The organism is Limnohabitans sp. Rim11 (assembly GCF_001269365.1).
Lineage (GTDB): Bacteria > Pseudomonadota > Gammaproteobacteria > Burkholderiales > Burkholderiaceae_C > Limnohabitans_A.
This window is the reverse complement of record NZ_CXOM01000003.1, coordinates 386,845-410,226: the sequence shown is the minus strand read 5'-3', so window position 1 is coordinate 410,226 and position 23,382 is coordinate 386,845. Positions and strand designations below refer to the sequence as shown.

21 protein-coding genes are annotated in these 23,382 nt (G+C 53.2%); 9 read left to right on the top strand and 12 right to left on the bottom strand.

All coding sequences use genetic code 11. The features are described 5' to 3' along the window. Positions 1-11: 11 nt before the first annotated feature. A complete protein-coding gene (locus AMM03_RS10980) occupies positions 12-548 on the bottom strand; it encodes a Fe-S cluster assembly transcription factor (protein WP_090131511.1) in 537 nt (178 codons plus the stop codon). A gap of 122 nt (positions 549-670) precedes the next feature. After that, entirely contained in the window at positions 671-2,794 is a 2,124-nt protein-coding gene (gene uvrB, locus AMM03_RS10975) for an excinuclease ABC subunit UvrB (protein ID WP_090131509.1), read from the bottom strand. 131 nt (positions 2,795-2,925) lie between these two features. Between uvrB and AMM03_RS10970 the strand changes: the two genes are divergently transcribed. The 3 genes from AMM03_RS10970 to rsxB all read left to right on the top strand — a co-directional run bounded on the left by AMM03_RS10970 (position 2,926) and on the right by rsxB (position 6,280). Further along, positions 2,926-4,122, top strand: coding sequence for an amino acid aminotransferase (locus tag AMM03_RS10970; protein ID WP_090131507.1), 1,197 nt, complete (start codon positions 2,926-2,928; stop codon positions 4,120-4,122). Between the two features lie 104 nt (positions 4,123-4,226). Beyond that, the gene (locus AMM03_RS10965; RefSeq protein ID WP_090131505.1) at positions 4,227-5,624 is read left to right on the top strand and encodes a polyhydroxyalkanoate depolymerase; all 1,398 of its coding nucleotides are present in this window, start codon (positions 4,227-4,229) and stop codon (positions 5,622-5,624) included. After that, on the top strand, positions 5,621-6,280 hold the full coding sequence (gene rsxB / locus AMM03_RS10960) for an electron transport complex subunit RsxB (RefSeq protein WP_090131503.1): 660 nt from the start codon (positions 5,621-5,623) through the stop codon (positions 6,278-6,280). Before AMM03_RS10965 ends, rsxB begins: the two co-directional genes overlap by 4 nt. Before the next feature lie 22 nt (positions 6,281-6,302). Here rsxB and AMM03_RS10955 read toward each other — a convergent pair whose 3' ends face one another. Genes AMM03_RS10955 through scpA form a run of 5 tightly spaced genes read right to left on the bottom strand, consistent with a single transcriptional unit; the run spans position 6,303 to position 13,636 of the window. Beyond that, positions 6,303-6,794: a VOC family protein gene (locus AMM03_RS10955; protein ID WP_090131502.1), complete on the bottom strand. Its 492-nt coding sequence runs from the start codon at positions 6,792-6,794 to the stop codon at positions 6,303-6,305. Then, entirely contained in the window at positions 6,791-8,842 is a 2,052-nt protein-coding gene (locus AMM03_RS10950) for an acetyl-CoA carboxylase biotin carboxylase subunit (protein WP_090131500.1), read from the bottom strand. The genes AMM03_RS10955 and AMM03_RS10950 overlap by 4 nt, the downstream gene beginning before the upstream one ends. Positions 8,843-8,892: 50 nt before the next feature. Next, a complete protein-coding gene (locus AMM03_RS10945; protein WP_090131498.1) occupies positions 8,893-10,425 on the bottom strand; it encodes an acyl-CoA carboxylase subunit beta in 1,533 nt (510 codons plus the stop codon). 32 nt (positions 10,426-10,457) lie between these two features. Then, complete coding sequence (gene meaB / locus AMM03_RS10940) at positions 10,458-11,465, bottom strand: methylmalonyl Co-A mutase-associated GTPase MeaB (protein ID WP_090131618.1); 1,008 nt, start codon at positions 11,463-11,465, stop codon at positions 10,458-10,460. Positions 11,466-11,479: 14 nt separating this feature from the next. Further along, positions 11,480-13,636: a methylmalonyl-CoA mutase gene (gene scpA, locus AMM03_RS10935; protein ID WP_090131496.1), complete on the bottom strand. Its 2,157-nt coding sequence runs from the start codon at positions 13,634-13,636 to the stop codon at positions 11,480-11,482. 107 nt (positions 13,637-13,743) lie between these two features. Here scpA and AMM03_RS10930 point away from each other — a divergent pair, with 107 nt between their 5' ends. Further along, positions 13,744-14,415, top strand: coding sequence for a GntR family transcriptional regulator (locus AMM03_RS10930; RefSeq protein WP_090131494.1), 672 nt, complete (start codon positions 13,744-13,746; stop codon positions 14,413-14,415). Positions 14,416-14,448: 33 nt separating this feature from the next. Here the strand turns inward: AMM03_RS10930 and dusA are convergent, their stop codons facing one another. The 3 genes from dusA to AMM03_RS10915 are packed head-to-tail and all read right to left on the bottom strand — an operon-like array spanning position 14,449 to position 16,290. Further along, positions 14,449-15,459: a tRNA dihydrouridine(20/20a) synthase DusA gene (gene dusA, locus AMM03_RS10925; RefSeq protein ID WP_255349624.1), complete on the bottom strand. Its 1,011-nt coding sequence runs from the start codon at positions 15,457-15,459 to the stop codon at positions 14,449-14,451. 13 nt (positions 15,460-15,472) lie between these two features. Further along, on the bottom strand, positions 15,473-15,997 hold the full coding sequence (locus tag AMM03_RS10920) for a helix-turn-helix transcriptional regulator (protein WP_090131489.1): 525 nt from the start codon (positions 15,995-15,997) through the stop codon (positions 15,473-15,475). Positions 15,998-15,999: 2 nt separating this feature from the next. After that, positions 16,000-16,290, bottom strand: a complete 291-nt coding sequence (locus AMM03_RS10915; protein WP_228764658.1) for a hypothetical protein — start codon at positions 16,288-16,290, stop codon at positions 16,000-16,002. Positions 16,291-16,494: 204 nt separating this feature from the next. On the opposite strand from AMM03_RS10915, the gene AMM03_RS10910 reads away from it, so the two are divergent. Both AMM03_RS10910 and AMM03_RS10905 read left to right on the top strand, forming a co-directional pair. Further along, positions 16,495-16,932, top strand: a complete 438-nt coding sequence (locus tag AMM03_RS10910; RefSeq protein ID WP_090131487.1) for an NfeD family protein — start codon at positions 16,495-16,497, stop codon at positions 16,930-16,932. A gap of 56 nt (positions 16,933-16,988) precedes the next feature. Next, entirely contained in the window at positions 16,989-17,909 is a 921-nt protein-coding gene (locus tag AMM03_RS10905) for an SPFH domain-containing protein (RefSeq protein WP_090131485.1), read from the top strand. Positions 17,910-18,099: 190 nt separating this feature from the next. Here the strand turns inward: AMM03_RS10905 and AMM03_RS10900 are convergent, their stop codons facing one another. Further along, positions 18,100-18,984, bottom strand: coding sequence for a LysR substrate-binding domain-containing protein (locus AMM03_RS10900; protein WP_090131483.1), 885 nt, complete (start codon positions 18,982-18,984; stop codon positions 18,100-18,102). Positions 18,985-19,096: 112 nt separating this feature from the next. Between AMM03_RS10900 and AMM03_RS10895 the strand changes: the two genes are divergently transcribed. Genes AMM03_RS10895 through AMM03_RS10885 form a run of 3 tightly spaced genes read left to right on the top strand, consistent with a single transcriptional unit; the run spans position 19,097 to position 22,549 of the window. After that, the gene (locus AMM03_RS10895) at positions 19,097-19,966 is read left to right on the top strand and encodes a fumarylacetoacetate hydrolase family protein (protein ID WP_090131481.1); all 870 of its coding nucleotides are present in this window, start codon (positions 19,097-19,099) and stop codon (positions 19,964-19,966) included. A gap of 2 nt (positions 19,967-19,968) precedes the next feature. Continuing rightward, positions 19,969-20,826 carry a dioxygenase family protein gene (locus tag AMM03_RS10890; protein ID WP_090131479.1) on the top strand — a complete coding sequence of 286 codons (858 nt, stop codon included), beginning with the start codon at positions 19,969-19,971 and terminating at the stop codon, positions 20,824-20,826. A 49-nt stretch (positions 20,827-20,875) separates the two neighbouring features. Then, complete coding sequence (locus tag AMM03_RS10885; RefSeq protein WP_090131477.1) at positions 20,876-22,549, top strand: FAD-dependent oxidoreductase; 1,674 nt, start codon at positions 20,876-20,878, stop codon at positions 22,547-22,549. Positions 22,550-22,606: 57 nt separating this feature from the next. Here the strand turns inward: AMM03_RS10885 and phbB are convergent, their stop codons facing one another. Further along, entirely contained in the window at positions 22,607-23,344 is a 738-nt protein-coding gene (gene phbB / locus AMM03_RS10880; protein WP_090131475.1) for an acetoacetyl-CoA reductase, read from the bottom strand. Positions 23,345-23,382 lie beyond the last annotated feature (38 nt).

The window sequence follows — 23,382 nt, the reverse complement described above, 5'->3', positions numbered from 1 at the left end:
TTGAAAACGTCTCAAGATTTGACCAAGGTGTTGCCTAAGGCAAACACAGAATTAGGGGCATTCACGCGGATGGGTTGCACCACGGGCATGGCCGAAATGGCGCGCTTGATGGCGGGCTTGTTCTCAATGGTGTGGCCTGCGGCCAATTGGTCGTCGACCAATTTTTGCAGATTGACGGAGTCCAAAAACTCCACCATGCGTGAATTTAAGGCAGACCACAAGTCGTGGGTCATGCAACGGCCGGTGCTGCCATGGCAGTTTTCTTTGCCGCCGCAATGGGTGGCATCGATGGGTTCGTCCACCGACAAAATGATGTCGGCCACCGTAATTTCGGAGGCCTTTTTGGCCAAGGTGTAACCGCCGCCAGGGCCGCGGGTGGACTCCACCAGCTGATGCCGGCGCAGTTTGCCAAACAGTTGCTCTAAATAAGACAAGGAAATTTCTTGGCGCTGGCTGATGGCAGCCAGGGTGACTGGGCCAGAGTGTTGGCGCAGTGCCAAATCAATCATGGCGGTAACCGCAAATCGACCCTTGGTGGTGAGACGCATGACAAGATCCTAGGTTGTTGACTAATTCGCTCGACTATAGCAGAACTTGAGCGGAATAGTAGGAATACAAATTGAAGGTCTTTATGGGAACGGGGGAAAAGCTCTCCTCCCCCTTTTTTCCATCAAGCCTTGAGCACCACCACGTTGTCTGTGCCTGGCGCGCCAAAAGCCTGCGCTTTAAGCATCTGAAGCTGATCCCGAACCTGGGCGGCTTTTTCAAAGTCGAGGTTCTTGGCATGCTCCATCATTTGCTTTTCCAGCTGCTTGATGGCTTTGGAAATGTCTTTCTCGCTCATTTCCTCTACCTTGGCCCGCTGAACCGCGGCCAGCTCTAGGCGCTCAGCTTCTTTGCCTGCCTTCTCGCTGTAAACGCCATCAATCAGATCGCGCACTTGCTTCACGATGCTGCGCGGCGTGATGCCCATGGCCAAGTTGTGCGCAATTTGCTTCGTGCGACGGCGCTCGGTTTCGCCAATAGCGCGCTCCATAGAGTCGGTCATGCGATCGGCATACAAAATGGCGCGGCCATGCAGATTGCGCGCTGCTCGGCCAATGGTTTGAATTAGGCTGCGCTCCGAACGCAAGAAGCCTTCTTTGTCTGCATCCAAAATGGCCACCAACGACACCTCAGGAATGTCCAGCCCTTCCCGCAGCAAGTTGATGCCGACCAACACATCAAACGCGCCCAATCGCAAGTCGCGCAAAATTTCAACGCGCTCGACGGTGTCGACATCGGAGTGCAAGTAACGTACTTTCACGCCGTTGTCTGACAGATAGTCGGTCAGTTGCTCAGCCATGCGCTTGGTCAGCGTGGTAATGAGCACACGCTCGTGTTTTTCTACCCGAATGCGAATCTCTTGCAGCACATCGTCCACTTGGTGAATGGCGGGTCGAACTTCCACTTGCGGATCGACCAAGCCTGTGGGCCTGACCACCTGTTCGACCACTTTGCCAGCATGCGTGATTTCGTAATTGGCCGGGGTCGCCGATACAAAAATGCACTGACGCATTTTGGTTTCGAATTCTTCAAACTTCAAAGGCCGATTGTCCAAGGCACTGGGCAATCTAAAACCATATTCCACCAGCGTGGTTTTGCGCGCACGGTCGCCGTTGTACATGGCATTGAGCTGTCCAATCATTTGGTGGCTCTCGTCCAAGAACATGATGGAATCGAGCGGCATGTAATCTGTCAGGGTGCTAGGCGCAGCGCCTGGTTCTGCACCTGACAAATGCCGCGTGTAGTTTTCAATGCCTTTGCAGTGGCCCACTTCGCTCAGCATTTCCAAATCAAAGCGCGTGCGTTGTTCTAAGCGTTGTGCTTCCACAAGTTTGCCCATGCCCACCAGTTGTTGAAGGCGCTCGGCCAACTCAACTTTGATGGTTTCAACTGCCGCCAAAACTTTGTCGCGCGGCGTGACGTAATGGCTGGAAGGATAGACCGTGAAGCGCGGAATTTTTTGCTTGATACGGCCCGTGAGTGGATCAAACAATTGCAAGCTGTCGACTTCGTCATCGAACAATTCAATGCGCACGGCCAGCTCGGAATGCTCGGCTGGAAACACATCGATGGTGTCGCCGCGCACTCGAAACTTGCCGCGGCTAAAGTCTTGGTCATTGCGCTGGTACTGCATGCGAATGAGCTGCGAAATGACATCGCGCTGCCCTACTTTGTCGCCGGTGCGCAGAGTCATGATCATGCGGTGATAACTCTCCGGCTCGCCAATGCCATAGATGGCCGACACGGTGGCCACAATGACCACGTCGCGACGCTCCATCAAACTCTTGGTGCACGACAAACGCATTTGCTCAATGTGCTCATTGATGGCTGAATCTTTTTCAATGAACAAGTCGCGCTGGGGCACATAGGCTTCGGGCTGGTAATAGTCGTAATAGCTGACGAAATACTCCACCGCGTTTTTGGGAAAGAACTCTCTAAATTCTGAGTACAGCTGGGCGGCCAAAGTTTTGTTGGGCGCAAACACAATGGCTGGCTTGCCCATCTGGGCAATGACGTTGGCCATGGTGAAGGTTTTGCCAGAACCCGTCACACCCAGCAAAGTTTGGAACACTTCACCGTCGTTCAGGCCTTCTACCAAGCCCTCAATGGCGGTAGGTTGATCGCCCGCTGGCGGGTAGGGTTGGTACAGCTCAAAGGGCGAACCTTCGTACTGGACAAACTTGCCTTCGGGGGCCACGTATGGGACGGCCTCTAGGATGGGTTCAAATGAATCAGGTGCGACGGCCATGGAACTTCTTGAGATGGGTCAATTTGGGGCAAAAAATGGCAGAAAGAGCCGCTAAAATTAGGGGCAACCCTAAAGCCTAACCTAGGTTTGGGATTTCTGCCAACTGCAACCTCCTTATCAAGGACTTTTTCATGTCTCTGTTTACCGCCGTCGAAATGGCCCCCCGCGACCCCATCCTGGGTTTGAACGAACAATTTGCAGCCGACACCAACCCCAACAAAGTGAACTTGGGCGTAGGCGTTTATTTCGACGACAACGGCAAACTTCCCTTACTCGAATGCGTACAAGCCGCTGAAAACGCCATGATGGCCAAGCCTACCGCCCGCGGCTACTTGCCCATCGACGGTATTGCCGCCTACGACGCCGCAGTCAAAAGCTTGGTGTTTGGTGCCGATAGCGAACCCGTCAGCTCCGGCCGTGTGGCCACCGTGCAAGGCATTGGCGGCACAGGCGGCCTCAAAATTGGCGCCGACTTCCTGAAAAAAGTCAGCCCCAACGCCAAAGTTTTGATTTCTGACCCCAGCTGGGAAAACCACCGCGCTTTGTTTACCAACGCCGGTTTCCAAGTGGACACCTATGCCTACTACGACGCCGAAAAACGCGGCGTGAACTTCGATGGCATGTTGGCCAGCCTCAATGCGGCCGCCCCAGGTACCATCGTGGTCTTGCATGCTTGCTGCCACAACCCCACCGGTTATGACATCACCTCCGCTCAGTGGAACCAAGTCATTGCTGCTGTCAAAGGCAAAAACCTCACCGCATTTTTGGACATGGCCTACCAAGGTTTTGGCCACGGCATTCAAGAAGACGGCGCCGTCATTGCCAAATTTGTGGCTGCCGGCCTCAGCTTCTTTGTGTCCACTTCTTTCTCCAAGAGCTTTAGCTTGTATGGCGAGCGCGTGGGTGCTTTGTCTGTGCTGTGCGCCGACAAAGAAGAATGCAGCCGCGTTTTGAGCCAATTGAAGATTGTCATTCGCACCAACTACTCCAACCCACCCATCCACGGTGGTGCTGTGGTGGCTGCCGTGTTGGCCAACCCCGAGTGGCGCGCCACTTGGGAAAGAGAACTGGGCGAAATGCGTGTTCGCATTAAAGCCATGCGTCAAAAATTGGTCGACGGCCTCAAAGCCGCAGGTGTGAAGCAAGACATGAGCTTTATCACCACCCAAATTGGCATGTTCAGCTACTCGGGTTTGAACAAAGACCAAATGGTGCGCCTGCGCTCTGAATTTGGAGTCTATGGCACTGACACAGGCCGTATGTGCGTGGCTGCTTTGAACAGCAAGAACATCGATTACGTTTGCCAGGCCATTGCCAAAGTCATGTGACAGATTGGCGTCACCTAAGGATTTAAATTAGGTGCGCCTCTCCACTTTCTTCACAGCACAACTGTTATATTGCTGCAGTGCAACAATTTAAGGGGCTTTAAGCCATGCTTTACCAAATCTACGAAACCCAGCGCTCCTTCATGGAGCCCTTTTCTGAATTGGCCCAAGTAACAGCCAAAATGCTGACGAACCCCCAAAATCCCATGGGCAACTCGCCCATGGCACAGCGTATCTCTGCCAGCTACGAACTCATGCACCGCTTGGGCAAAGACTATGTCAAACCCGAGTTTGGCATTCGCACCGTCCATGTCGGCAAAGTAGATGTAGCCATTCATGAGCGCGTTGAAATTGACAAACCCTTTTGCGAGTTGCGTCGCTTCAAGCGTTTTACAGACGATGCCGTCACTCTGAACGCCATCAAAAAACAACCCGCTGTTTTGATCGTTGCACCTTTGTCTGGCCACTACGCCACCTTACTGCGCGACACTGTCAAAACCATGCTGAAAGACCACAAGGTCTACATCACCGATTGGAAAAACGCGCGTTTGGTGCCCTTGGCCAATGGCGAATTCCATTTGGACGACTACGTTAACTACGTGCAAGAGTTCATTCGTCACGTTCAAGGCGTGTACGGCAACTGTCACGTGATCAGTGTGTGTCAGCCTACAGTGCCAGTCTTGGCCGCCGTTTCTTTGATGGCTTCACGCGGCGAAAAAACACCTCTCAGCATGACCATGATGGGCGGCCCCATCGACGCGCGCAAATCGCCCACGGCCGTTAACAACTTGGCCATGAACAAGAGCTTTGAGTGGTTTGAAAACAATGTGATTTACAAGGTGCCTAGCAACTTCCCAGGTGCAGGCCGCCGCGTCTATCCTGGCTTTTTGCAGCACACTGGCTTTGTGGCCATGAACCCCGATCGCCATGCATCTAGCCACTACGATTATTTCAAAGACCTAATCAAGGGCGATGACGCTAGCACCGAAGCGCACCGCAAGTTCTATGACGAGTACAACGCTGTGCTCGACATGGATGCCGACTATTACCTTGAAACCATCAAGACTGTTTTCCAAGACTACAAGCTAGTGAATGGCACTTGGGAAATTAAAAATGTAAGCGGCAAGGCCGAGTTGGTTCGTCCGCAAGACATTAAGACTTCGGCCTTGCTAACTGTTGAAGGCGAGTTGGACGATATTTCTGGCTCAGGACAAACGGCTGCCGCGCACGGTTTGTGTAGCAGCATCAAGCCCAACAATCGCAAACACCTTGAAGTACCTGGTGCCGGTCACTACGGTATTTTCAGTGGCCGTCGTTGGCGCGATGTGGTGTACCCAGAAGTGGTCAAATTCATTTTGGCCCACAACGGTACCGGCGCCACTCCAAAAGCTGCTAGCAAAACTGCCGTCAAAGCCAGTGCCAAGCCCGCAAGCAAAGCAACTGCCAAGAAAGCTGTCAAAGCTGTTAAAGCTGTTGCCAAAAAAGCGCCCGCTCGTAAAAAGTGAGCACCCTGGCTGACGGCATCCTCGATGCGCTGCCCCAAACGCAGTGCACGCGGTGCGGCTATCCAGACTGCAAGGCCTATGCACAGGCCATTGCCCTAGAACAAGCTCCCATCAATCAGTGTCCGCCAGGTGGCGCCGAAGGCGTGGCCGTTTTGGCGCGCCTCACTGGCAAGCCCGTCCAGCCATTGAACCTTGAACATGGCCTTGAAGGGCCTATGACTGTGGCCGTCATCGATGAAGCATGGTGCATCGGCTGCACCTTGTGCATCAAGGCCTGCCCTACCGATGCCATTTTGGGTAGCAACAAGGTGATGCATACGGTCATTGAATCGGTGTGCACTGGCTGCGATTTGTGCTTGCCTGTGTGCCCTGTCGATTGCATTGAGATGGTACCTATCTCAGGCGACAAGACGGGGTGGGCTGCTTGGTCAGCAGAGCTGGCCACACAAGCCCGTGTGCGCTATGAGTCTAGGCAAATTCGCTTGGTCAAAGAAGAGCAAGAGCACGCTGCACGACAAGAAGCCAAGGCTGCCATGAAACTGGCCGACCTTGAAACCCACACCCATGTGGCTGAAGATCCAGACAAAGAAATGGCTCGCAAGCGAGCCATCATTGCAGCAGCGATGGCCAAAGCCAAAGCGCGACAAGCCAAGTAAAACTTGGCTTTATTGAATTAGGTTAAGCGTATTGGGCGGCCAATGCGCCAAATGCCTTCACCACTTCGTCGGGTGCTTGCACCAACTCAATCAGCACGCCTTCACCACCAATGGGCAACTCTTCATTGCCTTTGGGATGAATGAAGCAGATGTCAAAACCAGCAGCACCTTTGCGAATGCCACCTGGTGCAAAGCGAACGCCCTGCTGACCCAACCATTCAACGGCCTCTGGCAATTTGTCGATCCAAAGACCGACGTGATTCAGGGGCGTGGTGTGAACAGCAGGTTTTTTTTCAAGGTCCAAGGGTTGCATCAAATCGACCTCAACCTTGAAGGGGCCTGAGCCAATGGCACAAATGTCTTCATCGACATTTTCACGATCGCTTTTGTAAGTGCCAGTGAGTTCCAGACCAAACAAGTCAACCCACAATTTTTGCAGTTTGACTTTGTCAGTGCCGCCAATGGCAATTTGTTGAATGCCAAGGACTTTAAACGGACGGTTAATTTCGCTCATGCCTCAAACTCCACAATCACTTGGTCTACAGACAAAGATTCACCTTGTGAGGCCATTACTTTTTTCACCACCCCATCGTGGGCAGCAAACAAGATGTTTTCCATCTTCATGGCTTCAATCACCGCCACGCGCTCACCTGCCTGCACTTTTTGACCTGGTGTGACGGCCACATTGACCAACAAACCTGGCATGGGGGACAAGACAAAACGGCTCATGTCTGGCGGTGTTTTGAACGGCATCATTTGATGCAGTTGGGCCATGCGGGGTGATACCACTAAGGCTTCAATGCGGGTGCCGTTGTGCTGAACTTGCAAGGCCAATGGGTTCTTGGGTGTACCGCGTTCTACTTGTGCGGTGAAAGGTTTGCCATTGACCGTGCCGCTAATGCGCACATCGTTCAAACGTGAATGGCTTTCAATGATGTAGTGGTTCTCACCCACTTTGATGATGGCCTTGCCACTCTGACCGCGGAACTCGTCCACGTGCACACCGATGTAGCGGTTGTCGCCTTTGGCGCCCAACACAATCACGCTGTAGTCGTGACCAATTTGAACGTCGTAGCCCGGCAACTGACCGCTGAGGTTGGCGGCACGCTCGCGTGATTTGCGACGCACAAAGGCCGCCAAGGCCACCAAGAAGTCTGGGTCGTCGTGCGGCACATCTTCAGCGCGGAAACCATGGGCGTAGTTTTCGGCAATGAAGCCTGTATTGAAATCGCCCGCCACAAATTTAGGGTGCGCCAACAAAGCCGCTTGAAATGGAATGTTGGAGCTGATACCGCGAATCACAAATCCATTGAGAGCTTCGCGCATTTTGGCAATGGCGTCGTTGCGGTCAGTGCCATGCACAATCAATTTAGCAATCATAGAGTCGTAGAACATGGGGATCTCGCCACCATCTTGCACGCCTGTGTCCACACGCACACCCAGCAGGTCTTGCGTGTTGGACTGGAACATGGTTTGCACGGGCGTTTGGAAACGCACCAAGCGGCCTGTAGAAGGCAAGAAATTGCGGAAGGGATCTTCGGCGTTGATACGGCACTCAATGGCCCAGCCGTTGCGCTTCACATCGGCTTGCGTGAGGGGCAGCTTCTCGCCATTGGCCACGCGAATCATCATCTCTACCAAGTCGACGCCTGTAATGGCTTCTGTCACTGGGTGCTCCACTTGCAGACGCGTGTTCATCTCCAAGAAGTAGAAGCTTTGGTCTTTGCCCACCACAAACTCGACAGTACCTGCCGATTGGTACTTTACGGCTTTGGCCAAAGCCACTGCTTGCTCACCCATGGCTTTGCGCGTGGCATCGCTGATGAAAGGTGATGGCGCTTCTTCAATCACTTTTTGGTGACGGCGTTGAATAGAACACTCTCGCTCGTTCAAATAAATCACGTTGCCATGGCTGTCGCCCAACACTTGAATTTCGATGTGGCGAGGCTCTTCCACAAACTTCTCAATGAAGACGCGGTCGTCGCCAAAAGAGTTGCGGGCTTCGTTGCGGCACGACGTAAAGCCTTCAAAGGCTTCTTTGTCGTTGAAGGCCACGCGCAGACCTTTACCACCGCCACCGGCAGAGGCTTTGATCATGACGGGGTAGCCAATGCCTTTGGCAATTTCCACAGCGGCTTCGGCTGTTTCAATGGCATCGTTGTAACCAGGAATGGTGTTGACCTTGGCTTCGTTGGCCAATTTCTTCGAGGCAATCTTGTCGCCCATGGCGGCAATGGAAAAGTGGCGTGGGCCAATGAAGGCAATGCCTTCGTCTTCACAACGCTTGGCAAATGCTTCGTTTTCAGACAAGAAACCGTAGCCTGGGTGAATGGCTTGCGCGCCCGTGGCTTTGGCAGCGGCAATGATTTTGTCGGCCACCAAATAAGATTCGCGCGAGGGGGCTGGGCCTAACAACACGGCTTCATCGGCCAGCATCACATGACGGGCTTCTTTGTCGGCTTCGGAATAAACGGCAACGGTGGCAATGCCCATCTTCTTAGCCGTGGCAATGACACGGCAGGCAATTTCACCGCGGTTGGCAATCAAAATTTTGGTAAACATATTTTTTCTCCTTATGGCGTATTCAATTCAAGCGATGTCGGTCATGCCACTTAAAGTGGAATGTTGCCGTGCTTGCGCCATGGGTTTTCAACTTTTTTGTCCTTCAACATCACCAACGAACGGCAAATACGTTTGCGTGTTTCGTGGGGTTGAATCACGTCGTCAATGAAGCCGCGTGCGCCGGCCACGAAGGGGTTGGCAAAGCGATCTTTGTATTCGGCTTCGCGAGCTGCCAACTTGACGGGATCGTTCTTGTCTTCGCGGAAAATAATTTCCACCGCGCCCTTGGCACCCATCACCGCAATTTCAGCGTTGGGCCAAGCAAAGTTAACGTCGCCGCGCAAGTGCTTGGAAGCCATCACGTCGTAAGCACCGCCATAAGCTTTGCGGGTGATGACCGTGATTTTGGGCACGGTGCACTCTGCGTAGGCGTAGAGCAATTTGGCGCCGTGCTTGATGATGCCGCCGTACTCTTGCGAAGTACCGGGCATGAAGCCAGGCACGTCTACAAAGGTGATGACGGGAATGCTGAAGGCATCGCAGAAGCGCACAAAGCGAGCGGCTTTGATGGAGCTCTTGATGTCCAAGCAACCGGCCAAGACCAAAGGTTGGTTGGCCACAATGCCCACGGTTTGGCCGGCCATGCGGGCAAAACCAATGAGGATGTTTTTGGCGTAGTCGGGTTGGAGTTCAAAGAAGTCGCCGTCGTCAACGGTCTTCATGATGAGCTCTTTCATGTCGTACGCTTGGTTGGCGTTCATGGGCACCAAAGTGTCCAAGCTGATGTCTTGACGGTCTGTGGGGTCGCCACTGGCGCGAACCGGCGATTTTTCGCGGTTGTTCAAGGGCAAGTAGTTGTACAAGCGGCGCAGCATCAGCAAGGCTTCCACGTCGTTTTCAAACGCCATGTCGGCCACACCGCTCTTAGTAGTGTGCGTTAAAGCGCCGCCCAATTCTTCAGCTGTGACTTCTTCATGCGTGACGGTTTTGACCACTTCTGGCCCTGTCACGAACATGTACGAACTGTCTTTGACCATGAAGATGAAATCGGTCATGGCGGGTGAATACACCGCACCACCGGCTGAAGGGCCCATGATCATGCTGATTTGGGGAATCACGCCGCTGGCCATGGCATTGCGCTGGAACACTTCGGCATAACCGCCCAAGGAGGCCACGCCCTCTTGAATACGCGCACCGCCCGAATCGTTCAAGCCAATGACCGGGGCACCGACTTTCATGGCTTGGTCCATGATTTTGCAAATTTTCTCGGCATGTGACTCAGACAAGGCACCACCAAACACCGTGAAGTCTTGGCTGTACACAAACACCAAACGGCCATTGATCATGCCGTAGCCTGTGACCACACCGTCGCCAGGAATTTTGTTGTCTTGCATGCCAAAGTCTGTGCAGCGGTGCTCCACAAACATGTCCCACTCTTCGAAGGTGCCTTCGTCTAGCAGCACTTCAAGACGCTCACGCGCGGTGAGTTTGCCTTTGGCGTGTTGTGCGTCAATGCGCTTTTGGCCACCACCCATGCGGGCTGCGGCGCGTTTGGTTTCGAGTTGTTGAATGATGTCTTGCATGATTTACTTTCTTCACTCCAATACGGGATATTTCAATTTCTGGGAAAGCCAGTTGCTTGATAAGCAGCCAGCAGTTGTCTTGCGGCGGTGGATGCAGGCACTTGACCTGAGATTACCTTTTGCGTGAGTTCAGGTAACAGCGCTTTCACACTGACCTGAGCTCGGAAATTTTGTTTCAAGCCAGCATCGATGCGTTCCCACATCCAGGCTTGGGCTTGTTGTTGTCTGCGCTGAACAAATTTTTGATTGGCTTGCTGGAGACGCTTGAACTTTTGCACGCGATGCCAAAAACTGTCGACACCTTTATTAAGCAAGGCACTAATTTGTAAGACCTCGGGGTGCCACAGCTCTTCGTTGTGATGCGCGTTGTCTGGGTTGCCATGCAAACCTAACAATCGCAAAGCACTGGTAATTTGTGCCTCTGCGCGTGTGGCTGCAGAGGTATCAATGTCTGCTTTGTTGATGACCACCAAATCGGCCAATTCCATCACGCCTTTTTTAATGGCCTGTAAATCGTCACCAGCGTTCGGCAATTGCATCAACACAAACATGTCGGTCATGTTGGCCACTGCGGTTTCGCTCTGTCCTACGCCCACTGTTTCCACAATGACCACGTCGTAGCCTGCAGCTTCACAGACCAACATGGCTTCGCGGGTTTTTTCCGCCACGCCGCCCAGGGTGCCGCTAGAGGGGCTGGGGCGAATGTAGGCTTTCTCGTGAACGCTGAGATGCTCCATGCGCGTCTTGTCGCCCAAGATAGAGCCGCCTGAAACCGTTGACGAAGGGTCGATGGCCAATACCGCCACGCGATGACCTTGCGCAATTAAGAACAAGCCCAGTGCTTCAATGAAAGTCGATTTGCCCACACCGGGTACGCCACTGATGCCCAAGCGAAATGACTTGCCTGAATGCGGCAACAAACCCGTGAGCAATTCATCCGCCTGCACGCGGTGTGCAGGCAGAGTGGACTCGAGCAAGGTGATGGACTTGGCCATGGCGCGGCGTTGAACCGCGGGCAGGCCCTGCAACACACCTTGCATGAGGTCTTGAGGGGTCAACCTAAGGCCTTTTTAATTTGCTCCAAAACATCTTTGGCGCTGGCTGGGATGGGGGTGCCGGGGCCGTAGATGCCCTTCACGCCGGCTTCGTACAAGAAGTCGTAGTCTTGACGTGGAATAACGCCGCCCACAAACACGATGATGTCGTCGGCGCCCTGCTTCTTCAATTCGGCAATGATGGCGGGTACCAAAGTTTTGTGACCTGCCGCCAAAGTGGAAACGCCCACTGCGTGCACGTCGTTTTCGATGGCCTGCCGTGCGCACTCTTCAGGCGTTTGGAACAAGGGGCCCATGTCCACGTCAAAGCCCAGATCGGCAAAGGCGGTGGCCACCACTTTGGCGCCGCGGTCGTGACCGTCTTGGCCCAACTTGCTGATCATGACGCGAGGACGACGGCCTTTGGAGTCGGCAAATTCGTTGATTTCTTTTTTCAGTTGGTCCCAACCTTCGGCTGAGTCGTAAGCAGCAGCGTACACACCGGTCACCTTTTGTGTATCGGCGCGGTGGCGCCCAAAAACTTTCTCAAGTGCATCGGACACTTCACCCACTGTAGCGCGCAAGCGAATGGCTTGAATGCTGAGTTCGAGCAAATTACCTTGACCACTTTCGGCGGAGGCTGTTAGCGCATCCAGTGCAGCTTGCACTTTGGCTGTGTCGCGCGATGCACGAATTTTCTTGAGTCGATCAATTTGACCATCGCGCACTTTGACGTTGTCGATGGCCAAGATGTCGATGGGATCTTCTTTGGCCAGCTTGTATTTGTTCACACCCACAATGACGTCTTTGCCAGAGTCAATGCGTGCTTGTTTCTCGGCCGCGGCGGCTTCAATTTTGAGTTTGGCCCAGCCGCTGTCCACGGCCTTGGTCATGCCGCCCATGGCTTCTACTTCTTCAATGATGGCCCAAGCTTTGTCGGCCATTTCTTGTGTGAGCGATTCCATCATGTAGCTACCGGCCCAGGGGTCGATCACGTTGGTGATGTGGGTTTCTTCCTGGATGATCAGCTGCGTATTGCGCGCAATGCGCGAGCTGAACTCGGTGGGCAACGCAATGGCTTCGTCAAAACTGTTGGTGTGCAAAGACTGTGTGCCGCCAAACACAGCAGCCATAGCTTCAATGGTGGTGCGCACCACATTGTTGTACGGGTCTTGCTCGGTCAGTGACCAGCCAGAAGTTTGGCTGTGCGTGCGCAGCATGAGGCTCTTGGGGTTCTTGGCCTCAAAGCCCTTCATGATGCGACACCACAGCAAACGGGCTGCGCGCATCTTGGCAATTTCCAAATAGAAATTCATGCCCACGGCCCAGAAGAAGGACAAGCGTCCTGCAAAGTCGTCTACGTCCATGCCTTTGGCAATGGCGGTTTTGACATACTCTTTGCCGTCGGCCAAGGTAAAGGCCATCTCAAGCGCCTGATTGGCACCGGCCTCTTGCATGTGATAACCCGAAATGGAAATTGAGTTGAACTTCGGCATGTTCTTGGCCGTGTACTCAATGATGTCGCCAATGATTTTCATCGACGGCTCGGGCGGGTAAATGTAGGTGTTGCGCACCATGAACTCTTTCAGAATGTCGTTCTGAATGGTGCCCGACAATTTGTCTTGGCTCACGCCCTGTTCTTCGGCGGCCACCACGTAGCCGGCCAACACGGGCAACACAGCGCCGTTCATGGTCATGGACACAGACACCTTGTCGAGGGGAATCTGGTCAAACAAAATCTTCATGTCTTCAACAGAGTCGATGGCCACACCAGCCTTGCCCACGTCGCCCGTGACACGGGGATGGTCGGAGTCGTAACCGCGGTGCGTGGCCAAGTCGAAGGCCACTGACACGCCTTGACCGCCGGCTGCCAAAGCCTTGCGATAGAACTCATTGGATTCTTCGGCCGTAGAAAAACCAGCGTACTGACGAATGGTCCAAGGACGCACGGAATACATGGTGGCTTGAGGGCCTCGCAAGAAAGGCTCAAAGCCTGGCAAGGTGTTGGCGTAAGGCAAAGCGGCGGTGTCTTCGGCTGTGTACAAAGGCTTGACCGAAATGCCATCCGGCGTTTTCCAATTGAGGGCGTCGACGTTGCCACCGGGCGCAGACTTTTGTGCGGCACGCATCCAATCTTCTAGTTGGGCGTTCTTAAATTCGTTCTTGGGCTGGGTCATGTCGCGGGGTCCTCAATATGATTCATAATTATTGATGCAAAATATTGTACTTGCCTTACAATCCGCCAAACGACCCAATTTAGGTCAATTTTCTCGATTTATCAACCATGTCTGCCTTGTCCGCTGTCCCGTCCTTAGCGCCCCGCGCGCTGTATGAAGAAGTTGCCGAACTGATTCGGCAGCGCATCTTCAGCCGCGAGCTAGAACCTGGCAGCTGGATTGACGAGCTTCAAATTGCCAAGGCCTATGGCATCAGCCGTACACCTTTGAGGGAGGCCTTGAAGGTATTGGCCGCAGAAGGCTTGGTCACCATGAAGGTGCGCCGCGGTGCGTACGTGACTGAGGTTTCTGAAAAAGACCTGCGTGATGTTTATCACCTTCTGAGTCTTTTAGAGAGCGATGCCGCTGCTGTGGTGGCCCAAACCGCCTCCCCTGCTGACCTGAAGAAACTGCAATCCCTCCATTCAGAACTAGAAGCTGCAGGCAAACCCGGCAAAGAAAAGCACGACAAGTTCTTTGAAGTGAACGAAGCATTTCACATGTGCTTGCTCGAACTATCGCAAAACAAATGGCGCGATCAAATGGTGGCCGACTTGCGCAAAGTGATGAAGCTCAACAGGCACAACTCGTTGTTTAAAACAGGCCGAATTACCGAGTCCTTGGCCGAGCATCAGGCCATCATGGCCGCAATCAACGCCAAAGACCCAGGGGCTACCGCCGCGCGCATGCGCGAGCACTTTGCCAATGGGCTGATGGCAGCCAGCCCAACGCCAGCCTAATCAATAGACATTCGAAAGTTGGATGACCTGCAATTAAGCAGGAACTTCAGCGCCTCTGGCCAGCGCTTCGCGCGCAATGGCCATTACCTCGCGTGGTGGCATAGGCTTGAGTTTGTGATTGCTCCAAACCTGACGCCACAAGCGCCCTCCCCTTTGGCCATGGTAAAGACCCAGCATGTGACGCGCTATGGCATACCAAGGACAACCGTCTTCTTTGTTGGCGCGCTCCATGTATGTCACCATGGCTTCTTCCACCGCTTCGCGCGAGACGCTTGATTCAGCTGAATTGAAGAAAGCTTCATCCCACGTGGTTAAAAGCCAAGGGTTGTAATAAGCCTCACGGCCAATCATCACGCCATCAACTTCTTTCAGGTGATCGGCAATTTGATCATTGCGCGTAATGCCACCATTGATGGCAATGGTGAGTTCCGGAAAATCTTTTTTAAGCTGGTACGCCAACTCATAACGCAATGGCGGAATTTCACGATTCTCTTTAGGCGACAAACCTTGCAACCAGGCATTACGTGCATGCACGATGAACACATTGCAGCCCGCTTCTTTTACAGTGCCCACAAAGTCACGAACAAAGTCGTAACTTTCTATTTGATCTATGCCGATGCGATGCTTAACCGTAACAGGCACAGACACCACATCAACCATGGCCTTGACACCATCGGCCACCAACTGCGGCTCGTTCATGAGGCACGCACCAAACGCACCGCGCTGGACGCGGTCGCTGGGGCAACCACAGTTGAGATTGATTTCGTTGTAGCCCCATTGCTCGCCTAGCTTGGCCGCAAAGGCCAAATCGGCTGCGTCACTGCCGCCAAGTTGCAAGGCCACAGGGTGCTCTTCAGCGTTGAAGCGCAAATGACGCTCTACGCTGCCATGCCGCAAAGCACCGGTGGTGACCATCTCGGTGTACAACAAGGTGTGTTGCGACAGCAAGCGATGAAAGAACCGGCAGTGGCGGTCGGTCCAGTCCATCATGGGCGCGACAGAGAGGCGCCAAGGACTCATTGAATTTGTAGAAGAATCATTCACCGCCCAATGATAATTAATAAATGAAAGGCTTCATGTCCTTGAGCAATTGCTTATTTAAATTAGGCAAGGATTTGGCTAAATTAAGCTGCTTGGTGAGCTGAGCCATTTGAAATTCGGATTCATTGACTTGATATGCCATTTTTTCACGCAACCAGGTCAGCAGATCGGCCAAATGCCACATGACGGCTTTTCCTTCATGAACTGGTGCTGGAAATGTAGGGTAATGCTGCAGCATGAGCTTGCGCAAGTTCTGGCGGGTAACCCCGACCGAATCGGCAACGTCAGACAAGCCTACAAAATCAGGGGCAGCTTCAATGAGCACAGCTTCTGGCAAAGCCTGTCGAACATCAGCCAAGGCACTCAAAAGCGCAAGTTCTGCTGAATTTGCATTGCGAGAAAAATTGAGTGCAATGCGACCAGGCTGACCCAAGCCTAACAATGCATCATCACAACTCCCGCCACCAAGCCGTTCTGCAACATCGTCTCCGCCATCATCACCGTGGCTGATTTGATATTTCAAAGTGAAGTTGTATTCCATGATTAGTTCTTTTCAATCTTGATGAACTGCTGAATCAAACGTCGCATGTTTGAGACACGCACCTCGCATTTTTCGACAACTCTCTTTAAAGCCCGTGCATGGTTTTCGGCATCTCGGGGCGTATTCCAAATGGAGGTAATACAAAACTCACCACAACGGCAAGTCTCTTGATTAAATGGGCAAAACATCTTCCCCCACGCATGCGATCCACCCACATCGACCCGCCATTTTTCAGACTCTGCAAATCTCAAGGCCGCTTCAATTTCTTTGGTGGGATGTTTTGCGCGTTTCAAATAAGGCTCCAGAATAATTGAATTAAAGTTAGTTGTCAATCGACAACCAACCCAAAGTGACTCATGTCAAAATCTATTCATTCATTCTTTCAACGAATCAAAATTTCAAGCTTGCAATTGCCTTCAAGAAATAAGGCAAATACTTAAACCCATCGCATTCGTACACAATGACAGCATGAAAGCTTCTACGAACAGGAAATTGAAATGAACGAATCCACAATTTGGTGGCTACTGGCAGGCGCACTGGTGGCAGCCGAGCTGGCCACGGGTACGTTTTATTTATTGATGCTAGCCATTGGCGCTAGCGCTGCCGCTCTCACGGCCCACATGCAAGCTACGCTAACTACGCAAATTGTTGTCGGCTCTGTTGTGGGTGGTCTGGCGGTTGTGCTCTGGCGTCTTTACCAAAATCAACTGGCCAAATCGCATCCCCAAGAACACGCCAGTCAACACTTAGACATTGGCGAAAAAGTTCAGGTCGCCGCATGGAACGATCAAGGGGTTGCGCAAGTTCAACACCGCGGTGCCGCTTGGCGTGCCATTTGCGCCGAGGGGCAATCTCAAGAAATCGGCACCTACCAAATTGCAGACATCCAAGGCAACACCTTGGTGTTGAGTCACGTCAGACCACAGAGTGCATAAATCAATACTAACAACGCACACCCCAAACGCACATCGAATCACTCAAAAGGAAAATCATGGAAATAGCCATCGTCATCTTGGCCATTGCGGTCTTGTTCATCATCAAAACCGTCAAGGTGGTGCCTCAGCAAAATGCATGGGTGGTGGAGAGGCTTGGTAAATTTCACAGCAGTCTCACACCGGGCCTTAACTTTGTTGTGCCCTTCATCGACCAAGTCATTCAAAAGCACAGCCTCAAAGAAATTCCGCTCGATGTGCCTAGCCAGGTTTGCATCACGCGCGACAACACGCAATTGCAAGTAGATGGCATTTTGTACTTCCAAGTGACGGACCCTAAGTTGGCCAGCTACGGTTCGTCCAACTACATTGTGGCCGTTACACAATTAGCTCAAACCAGTTTGCGCAGTGTCATAGGCAAACTAGAACTCGACAAAACATTTGAAGAACGCGACATCATCAACGCACAAGTGGTGGCCGCCATTGACGAAGCCGCCCTCAACTGGGGGGTCAAAGTGCTGCGTTACGAAATCAAAGACCTCACACCGCCCGCAGAAATTTTGCACGCCATGCAATCTCAAATTACAGCTGAACGCGAAAAGCGTGCCTTGATTGCAGCCTCAGAGGGCCGACGCCAAGAGCAAATCAACATCGCTACCGGTGAGCGCGAGGCATTCATTGCGCGCTCAGAAGGCGAAAAGCAAGCCGTCATCAACAAAGCCGAGGGTGATGCTGCGTCCATCATGGCCGTGGCCGATGCCACAGCCCAAGCCATTGAACGCATTGCGGCTGCCATTCAGAAGCCTGGCGGCGAGCAAGCGGTTCAACTGAAGGTTGCCGAGCAAGCTGTGTTGGCCTACGGCAAAGTCGCACAAGATGCCAAGACCACCCTCATTGTGCCGGGCAACATGACCGAAGTGTCTTCCCTCATTGCCTCAGCCATGCAAATGGTCAACACAGGCAAAAACGTCGGACATTAATTGAGTCACAACACCCGCCAACCAACAACAAGTTGCCAAACTTATAAGACACGCAACAATTCTTTCAAAGAATCAAACTTTCAAACCTGCATTAACTTGTAATTCAATTTGGTCTGGAACGGCGCGCTGTTCATTGGATATTCCAACAAACTCCTTTGGCCAAATTCGTTAGGTCGTGCGCTGCAAAAAGTCAGGCATACCGCTTCAATAAATCACTCAAGTATTCAGCAGCCGGCGTCAGAGGCAAGTCGCCTCTTCTTAAAAAAACAATGGGCGGTGCAGCCAAGCTTTCGCGCACGGGTATCACTTGCAGTGCATGCTGTGTCAGGGCAAATTCGGCCCACTGACGCGGCAGCATGGTGAGCAAGTCCGAGTGTGCCAACGCCACCAATAGCGACATGGCCGAATTTGCCTGCAATCTAATCTGCGGCGGCCCCAATTTAAAGCGTGAAAAAACCTCGTTCAGGTCTTCAGTGGCATTGACATCCAAAGAAGGGGTGGCCCAATCGGCCAAGCTCAATGCCTTCAGGGTTCTGGCTGCCGCCAAGGGATGCCCCTTGCGACCCACCACTATGCGCGTATTTTCAAAAAGAGTTTCTACGATCAAACCTGGCGCGGGTGCTGCCTGCGAAGCAGCGCCCAGATAAAAATCGATGCTGCCATTGCGCAGACCGGGCTCAATGGCAGGGTACAGCCCCTCAATCACCTTGAGTGTTACGCCAGGATAGCGTTCCCGAAAAGGCCCCAGCGCGGCGGGCAACATGCCCAAGTGGGGCATGATGGACAGGCCGGCCACCACCGTTCCCATGGCGCCACCTTGCGCCTGCGCCATTTCTTCGTCAGCTCTTCTGAGCTCGTTGATCACCGAACTGGCCCGCTGGTAAAAAAGCCGACCCATAGGCGTTAAGACCATGCCTCGCGCCTCGCGCTCAAACATGGGATGTCCTAGCTCACGTTCTAAATTCCGAATGCTGCGGGTGAGGCCAGACTGAGCGACGTCCAAGTACCGCGCGGCGCCCCGCAAGCTGCCCCGCTCTACGATGGCAACCAGATCACGCAATTGGTTGAGTTTCATTTAAGCGTTCTCATTTTGTAATCAGAGAGCATATTTTGCCCTCTCTTTGAGAACTCCAAGATCACCTAGACTTCAAGTCACAATCAAGTTTTTTAAATACAAGCAACTCACTATGAAACTCATCAGTTACACACACCAAGAAGTCGTCCGCTACGGCGTCTTAGTAGCGCAAGGTGTGGCCGACATGCGCCACTGCATGGACAACGCCCCTGCCAGCATCAATGACTTTTTTGCACATGTCCACAGCAACAAGACGCTGATAGCCAGCATCGCCCAGCGCGCTGAATCGGCCCCGCACTTGTCGCTAGACCAAGTCAATTTGCTGCCCTGCGTGCCCCGTCCTAGCAAAATTATTTGTTTGGGTGTGAACTATCACGACCATGCAGCCGAAGGTGGCAACAAGGTCGCCGATTACCCCACCATCTTTTATCGGGGTCCTTCCTCGCTGCTTGCGCACAAAGGCACCATCCCCATTCCACCCATCTCTACATCGCTTGATTTCGAAGCAGAGCTGGCCTTGGTCATTGGCAAAACCACACGCAACGTCAGCGAAGCGGAAGCCCTTGACTCGGTGTTTGCCTACGCGTGCTTCAACGACGCAACCTTCCGTGATTACCAGCGCAAAACCACCCAATGGACAGTGGGCAAAAACTTTGACCAAACCGGCGGCTTTGGCCCCCACTTGGTCACTGCAGACGAACTGCCGCCTGGCTGCGTGGGCCTGCACATCGAATCGCGCCTGAATGGCAAAGTGATGCAAAGTGCGTCAACCACCGACATGGTGTTTCATGTGGCTCCCACCATTGCCATGATGTCTGCCTGCATGACACTAGAACCTGGCGACGTGATTGTGATGGGCACCCCCGCTGGCGTGGGTTATGCGCGCAAACCACCTGTCTGGATGCAGCCTGGCGACACCATCGAAATCGAAGTGGAAGGTATCGGCATTCTGAGCAACCAAGTTGGCCTGATGGCAGCCTAGTCATGAAAAACATTACCCGAAGCAACCTGACCGATACCGTCAAAAGTAGCTTTTCAAACATCGATGATGAAAGGCTCAAGCACTTGGTCAATCGGCTCGTGCATCACCTGCATGCCTTTGCAACAGAAACGAAGTTGACCCATGATGAATGGCGCGAAGGCATTGCGTTTATGCACCGCGCGGCAGAGATCAGCGATGCCTCGCGCAGTGAATTCACATTGATGTCTGATGTGCTGGGCTTGTCGTCTCTGGTTGACCTCATGGCCGCCAGACCAGGCGCAACAGAAGGAAGTGTGCTGGGCCCCTTCCATACCCGAGGCTCACCGTGGGTAGGCAACGGTGCCAACCTTGTGCGTGACAACGCTGGTGAGGTCGTATTGCTTCAAGGCCGCGTGACCGATATTGAAGGAAAGCCCCTGGCCAACGCCACCATCGATTTTTGGCAAAACGCCGACAACGGCATGTATTGGCAAATGGACGACAGCCAACCTCAAGACAATCTGAGATGCCAAATCAAGGTGGATGCCGATGGTCATTTCGAGCTGGCCACCATTCGCCCTCGCCCTTATCTGGTGCCCACCGATGGACCCGTTGGCGAATTGTTGCGTGTGTCGCACCGTGATGCCTGGCGACCCGCACACTTTCACATCATTGTGGAAGCACCCGGCTACCGCAGCTTAATTACAGAAGTCTTTGATGACGCCGATCCTTGGGTTGAAAAAGACGCCGTATTTGGTGTTCGCGCCTCACTGGTTCGACCGTTCACCCCCACCACCGACGAAGCAACAGCCAAGCGCCTGGGCCTACCGGCTCACTACCTCAAGGTAGACCTGCCAATTGCGCTAGCACGTGCAGACTAAATCACTAACGCACAAACGCACTGCAGCACCTCTTGAGAGTTTCTTATCCATGACGAACACACAGAAGGTTCAAGTCCTAATTGCGGGCGGTGGCCCTTGCGGCTTAATGCTTGCCAATGAACTTGGAAGGCGCCATATTTCTTGCCTACTGGTCGATGCCAAATCAGGTACCGCATTCAACCCGCAAGCCAATGCCACTCAAGCGCGAACCATGGAGCATTTTCGGCGTTTGGGTTTTGCGCACGAAATTCGCAGCATGGGTCTGCCGCCAGATCACCCCACTGACATCGCCTACCTCACCCGCTTTGGCGGTACCGAGCTGGCGCGTCTGAGGCTGCCCACTGCGGCAGCCGCACCACAAGCCATCAAGAACATGTCGGGCTCTTGGAGTGCCGCAGAGCTACCGCACCGCGTGTCACAAAAGTATGTCGAAGTCTGTCTGCATCGGCATGCACAGCAACAAGCCAGCGTTGAGATGCGCTACGGCTGGCAACTCAAACAATTTACCGACACGGTTGATGGTATTGAGGCCGTAGTGGCTTCCGTAGATGGCCAACAAAGCCTCCAAGTCAAAGCCGATTATTTGGTGGGCGCTGACGGTGCACGCAGTTTTGTTCGCAACCAACTGGGCATCAACTGGGGCGGCGCCACTGGCTTCAAGCGCAAGTTCATGGGCGGCAAGATGCTAGCGGTCTACCTCAAGGCCCCTGACTTTTATCGGCTCAATGCCAACGACCGCGCTTGGATGTATGTGGTGGTCAACCCGGAGCTCAGAGCCTTCATCATGTCAGTCGACGGCGTGAGCGAGTTTGCCTTCCACATTCAAATGGGCGACGACGAAGCCACTGAAGCTTTGACCGAGGCCGATGCACGGCATTGGTTTTCGAAGGCCTTTGGCCAGCACCTCGACATCGAAATTCTCTCCATGGCCACATGGATGGCGGGCCACGCACTGGTGGCCGAATCCTTTCAACAGGGTCGCGTCTTTTTAGGGGGCGATGCAGCGCACTTGTTCACACCTACTGGTGGACTGGGCTACAACACTGCAGTTGAAGATGCAGTCAACTTAAGCTGGAAACTGGCCAGTGTGCTGAAGGGCCAAGCCCCTGCTTCACTGCTTGACAGCTACCACCTAGAGCGTCATCCGCTTGCCGTGCGCAACACCGGTTATGCGCGTCAATTTGCCGACTCCATTGGCTTGTTTGAAGCTGCCCCCGAACTTGAAGATTCAACACCCGAAGGTGATCAAGCTCGCGCGCTGGCGTCGGACTATTTGAATGGCCACGTGCGCCGCGAATTCAACATTCCAGGCGTCACATTTGGCGGGCGTTACGACAACAGCCCCATCATTGTTGGTGATGGCACCAGTGCGCCACCCGATACCGCCAACAGTTATGTGGCATGTGCCACACCGGGCGGTAGACCGCCACACGCATGGCTGGCAGATGGTCGTTCGCTGTTCGACACCTTCCACACAGAATGGACCTTGTTGGTGTTGGGGCCAGACGCCGTTGAGACAAGCGCGTATGAACGCGAGGCTGCATTGACTGGCATAGACTTGAAAGTGGTTCATCAAACAGGCCCAGAAATTTTGAGTCTTTACGAAGCACCCATGGTCTTAATTCGGCCAGACCAAATCGTGGCTTGGCGCGGCAACGATGCCAGCCAAGCGAAGGCAGTGCTGGCCCAAGTCGTCGGCCAAAGCGAACTGACACAGACATAAAAAAAACCCCGCCAAGGCGGGGTTCTGCAACATGACAGCAAGTGCCACGCAGGGGAATTAACCCATGTGCAAACCGCCATTAACGGAGAAATCTGCACCTGTGGCATAGCCACCTTCTTCAGACGCCAACCAAGCAATGATGGAAGCAATTTCGCTTGGCTCGCCCAAACGCTTCACAGGCACTGTGGCCACGATTTTTTCCAGCACATCAGGACGAATGGCCTTGACCATGTCGGTACCAATGTAGCCAGGGCTCACGGTGTTAACGGTCACGCCTTTGGTGGCCAACTCTTGGGCCAAAGCCATCGAGAAACCGTGCATGCCCGCTTTGGCAGCCGAGTAATTGGTTTGACCTGCTTGACCCTTTTCACCGTTCACCGATGAAATGTTGACAATGCGGCCCCAACCTTTTTCAACCATGTCGGCTACCACTTGCTTGGTCACGTTGAACATGGAGTTGAGGTTGGTTTCAATGACGGCGTCCCAATCTTCACGCGACATTTTTAAGAACATGCGATCTTTGGTAATGCCAGCGTTGTTGACCAACACGTCGATGGTGCCGTGTTCGGCTTTGGCTTTGGTGAAAGCTTCAACGGTTGAATTCCAATCACCCACGTTGCCGACGGATGCGTAGAAGGTGTAACCCAAAGCTTTTTGCTCATCGAGCCACTTTGTGAAATCACGTGTAGGGCCGCAACCCGCAATCACCTTGAAACCTTCTTTGTGAAGGCGCTGACAAATGGCGGTACCAATGCCACCCATACCACCTGTGACGTATGCTACTTTTTGACTCATGGTTTGTCTCCTTAAAAATGAGTTTGATAGTTTCTGAA

Bases quoted from the DNA above. Each gene is read 5' to 3' on its own strand.
- AMM03_RS10970 (WP_090131507.1), top strand. From the start codon at position 2,926: ATGTCTCTGTTTACCGCCGTCGAAATGGCCCCCCGCGACCCCATCCTG.
- AMM03_RS10950 (WP_090131500.1), bottom strand. From the start codon at position 8,842: ATGTTTACCAAAATTTTGATTGCCAACCGCGGTGAAATTGCCTGCCGT.
- AMM03_RS10910 (WP_090131487.1), top strand. From the start codon at position 16,495: ATGAACGAATCCACAATTTGGTGGCTACTGGCAGGCGCACTGGTGGCA.
- AMM03_RS10930 (WP_090131494.1), top strand. From the start codon at position 13,744: ATGTCTGCCTTGTCCGCTGTCCCGTCCTTAGCGCCCCGCGCGCTGTAT.
- phbB (WP_090131475.1), bottom strand. From the start codon at position 23,344: ATGAGTCAAAAAGTAGCATACGTCACAGGTGGTATGGGTGGCATTGGT.
- AMM03_RS10920 (WP_090131489.1), bottom strand. From the start codon at position 15,997: ATGGAATACAACTTCACTTTGAAATATCAAATCAGCCACGGTGATGAT.
- AMM03_RS10955 (WP_090131502.1), bottom strand. From the start codon at position 6,794: ATGAGCGAAATTAACCGTCCGTTTAAAGTCCTTGGCATTCAACAAATT.
- AMM03_RS10895 (WP_090131481.1), top strand. From the start codon at position 19,097: ATGAAACTCATCAGTTACACACACCAAGAAGTCGTCCGCTACGGCGTC.
- AMM03_RS10885 (WP_090131477.1), top strand. From the start codon at position 20,876: ATGACGAACACACAGAAGGTTCAAGTCCTAATTGCGGGCGGTGGCCCT.
- AMM03_RS10980 (WP_090131511.1), bottom strand. From the start codon at position 548: ATGCGTCTCACCACCAAGGGTCGATTTGCGGTTACCGCCATGATTGAT.
- AMM03_RS10965 (WP_090131505.1), top strand. From the start codon at position 4,227: ATGCTTTACCAAATCTACGAAACCCAGCGCTCCTTCATGGAGCCCTTT.
- AMM03_RS10890 (WP_090131479.1), top strand. From the start codon at position 19,969: ATGAAAAACATTACCCGAAGCAACCTGACCGATACCGTCAAAAGTAGC.
- meaB (WP_090131618.1), bottom strand. From the start codon at position 11,465: ATGCAAGGTGTGTTGCAGGGCCTGCCCGCGGTTCAACGCCGCGCCATG.
- scpA (WP_090131496.1), bottom strand. From the start codon at position 13,636: ATGACCCAGCCCAAGAACGAATTTAAGAACGCCCAACTAGAAGATTGG.
- AMM03_RS10945 (WP_090131498.1), bottom strand. From the start codon at position 10,425: ATGCAAGACATCATTCAACAACTCGAAACCAAACGCGCCGCAGCCCGC.
- AMM03_RS10900 (WP_090131483.1), bottom strand. From the start codon at position 18,984: ATGAAACTCAACCAATTGCGTGATCTGGTTGCCATCGTAGAGCGGGGC.
- AMM03_RS10905 (WP_090131485.1), top strand. From the start codon at position 16,989: ATGGAAATAGCCATCGTCATCTTGGCCATTGCGGTCTTGTTCATCATC.
- uvrB (WP_090131509.1), bottom strand. From the start codon at position 2,794: ATGGCCGTCGCACCTGATTCATTTGAACCCATCCTAGAGGCCGTCCCA.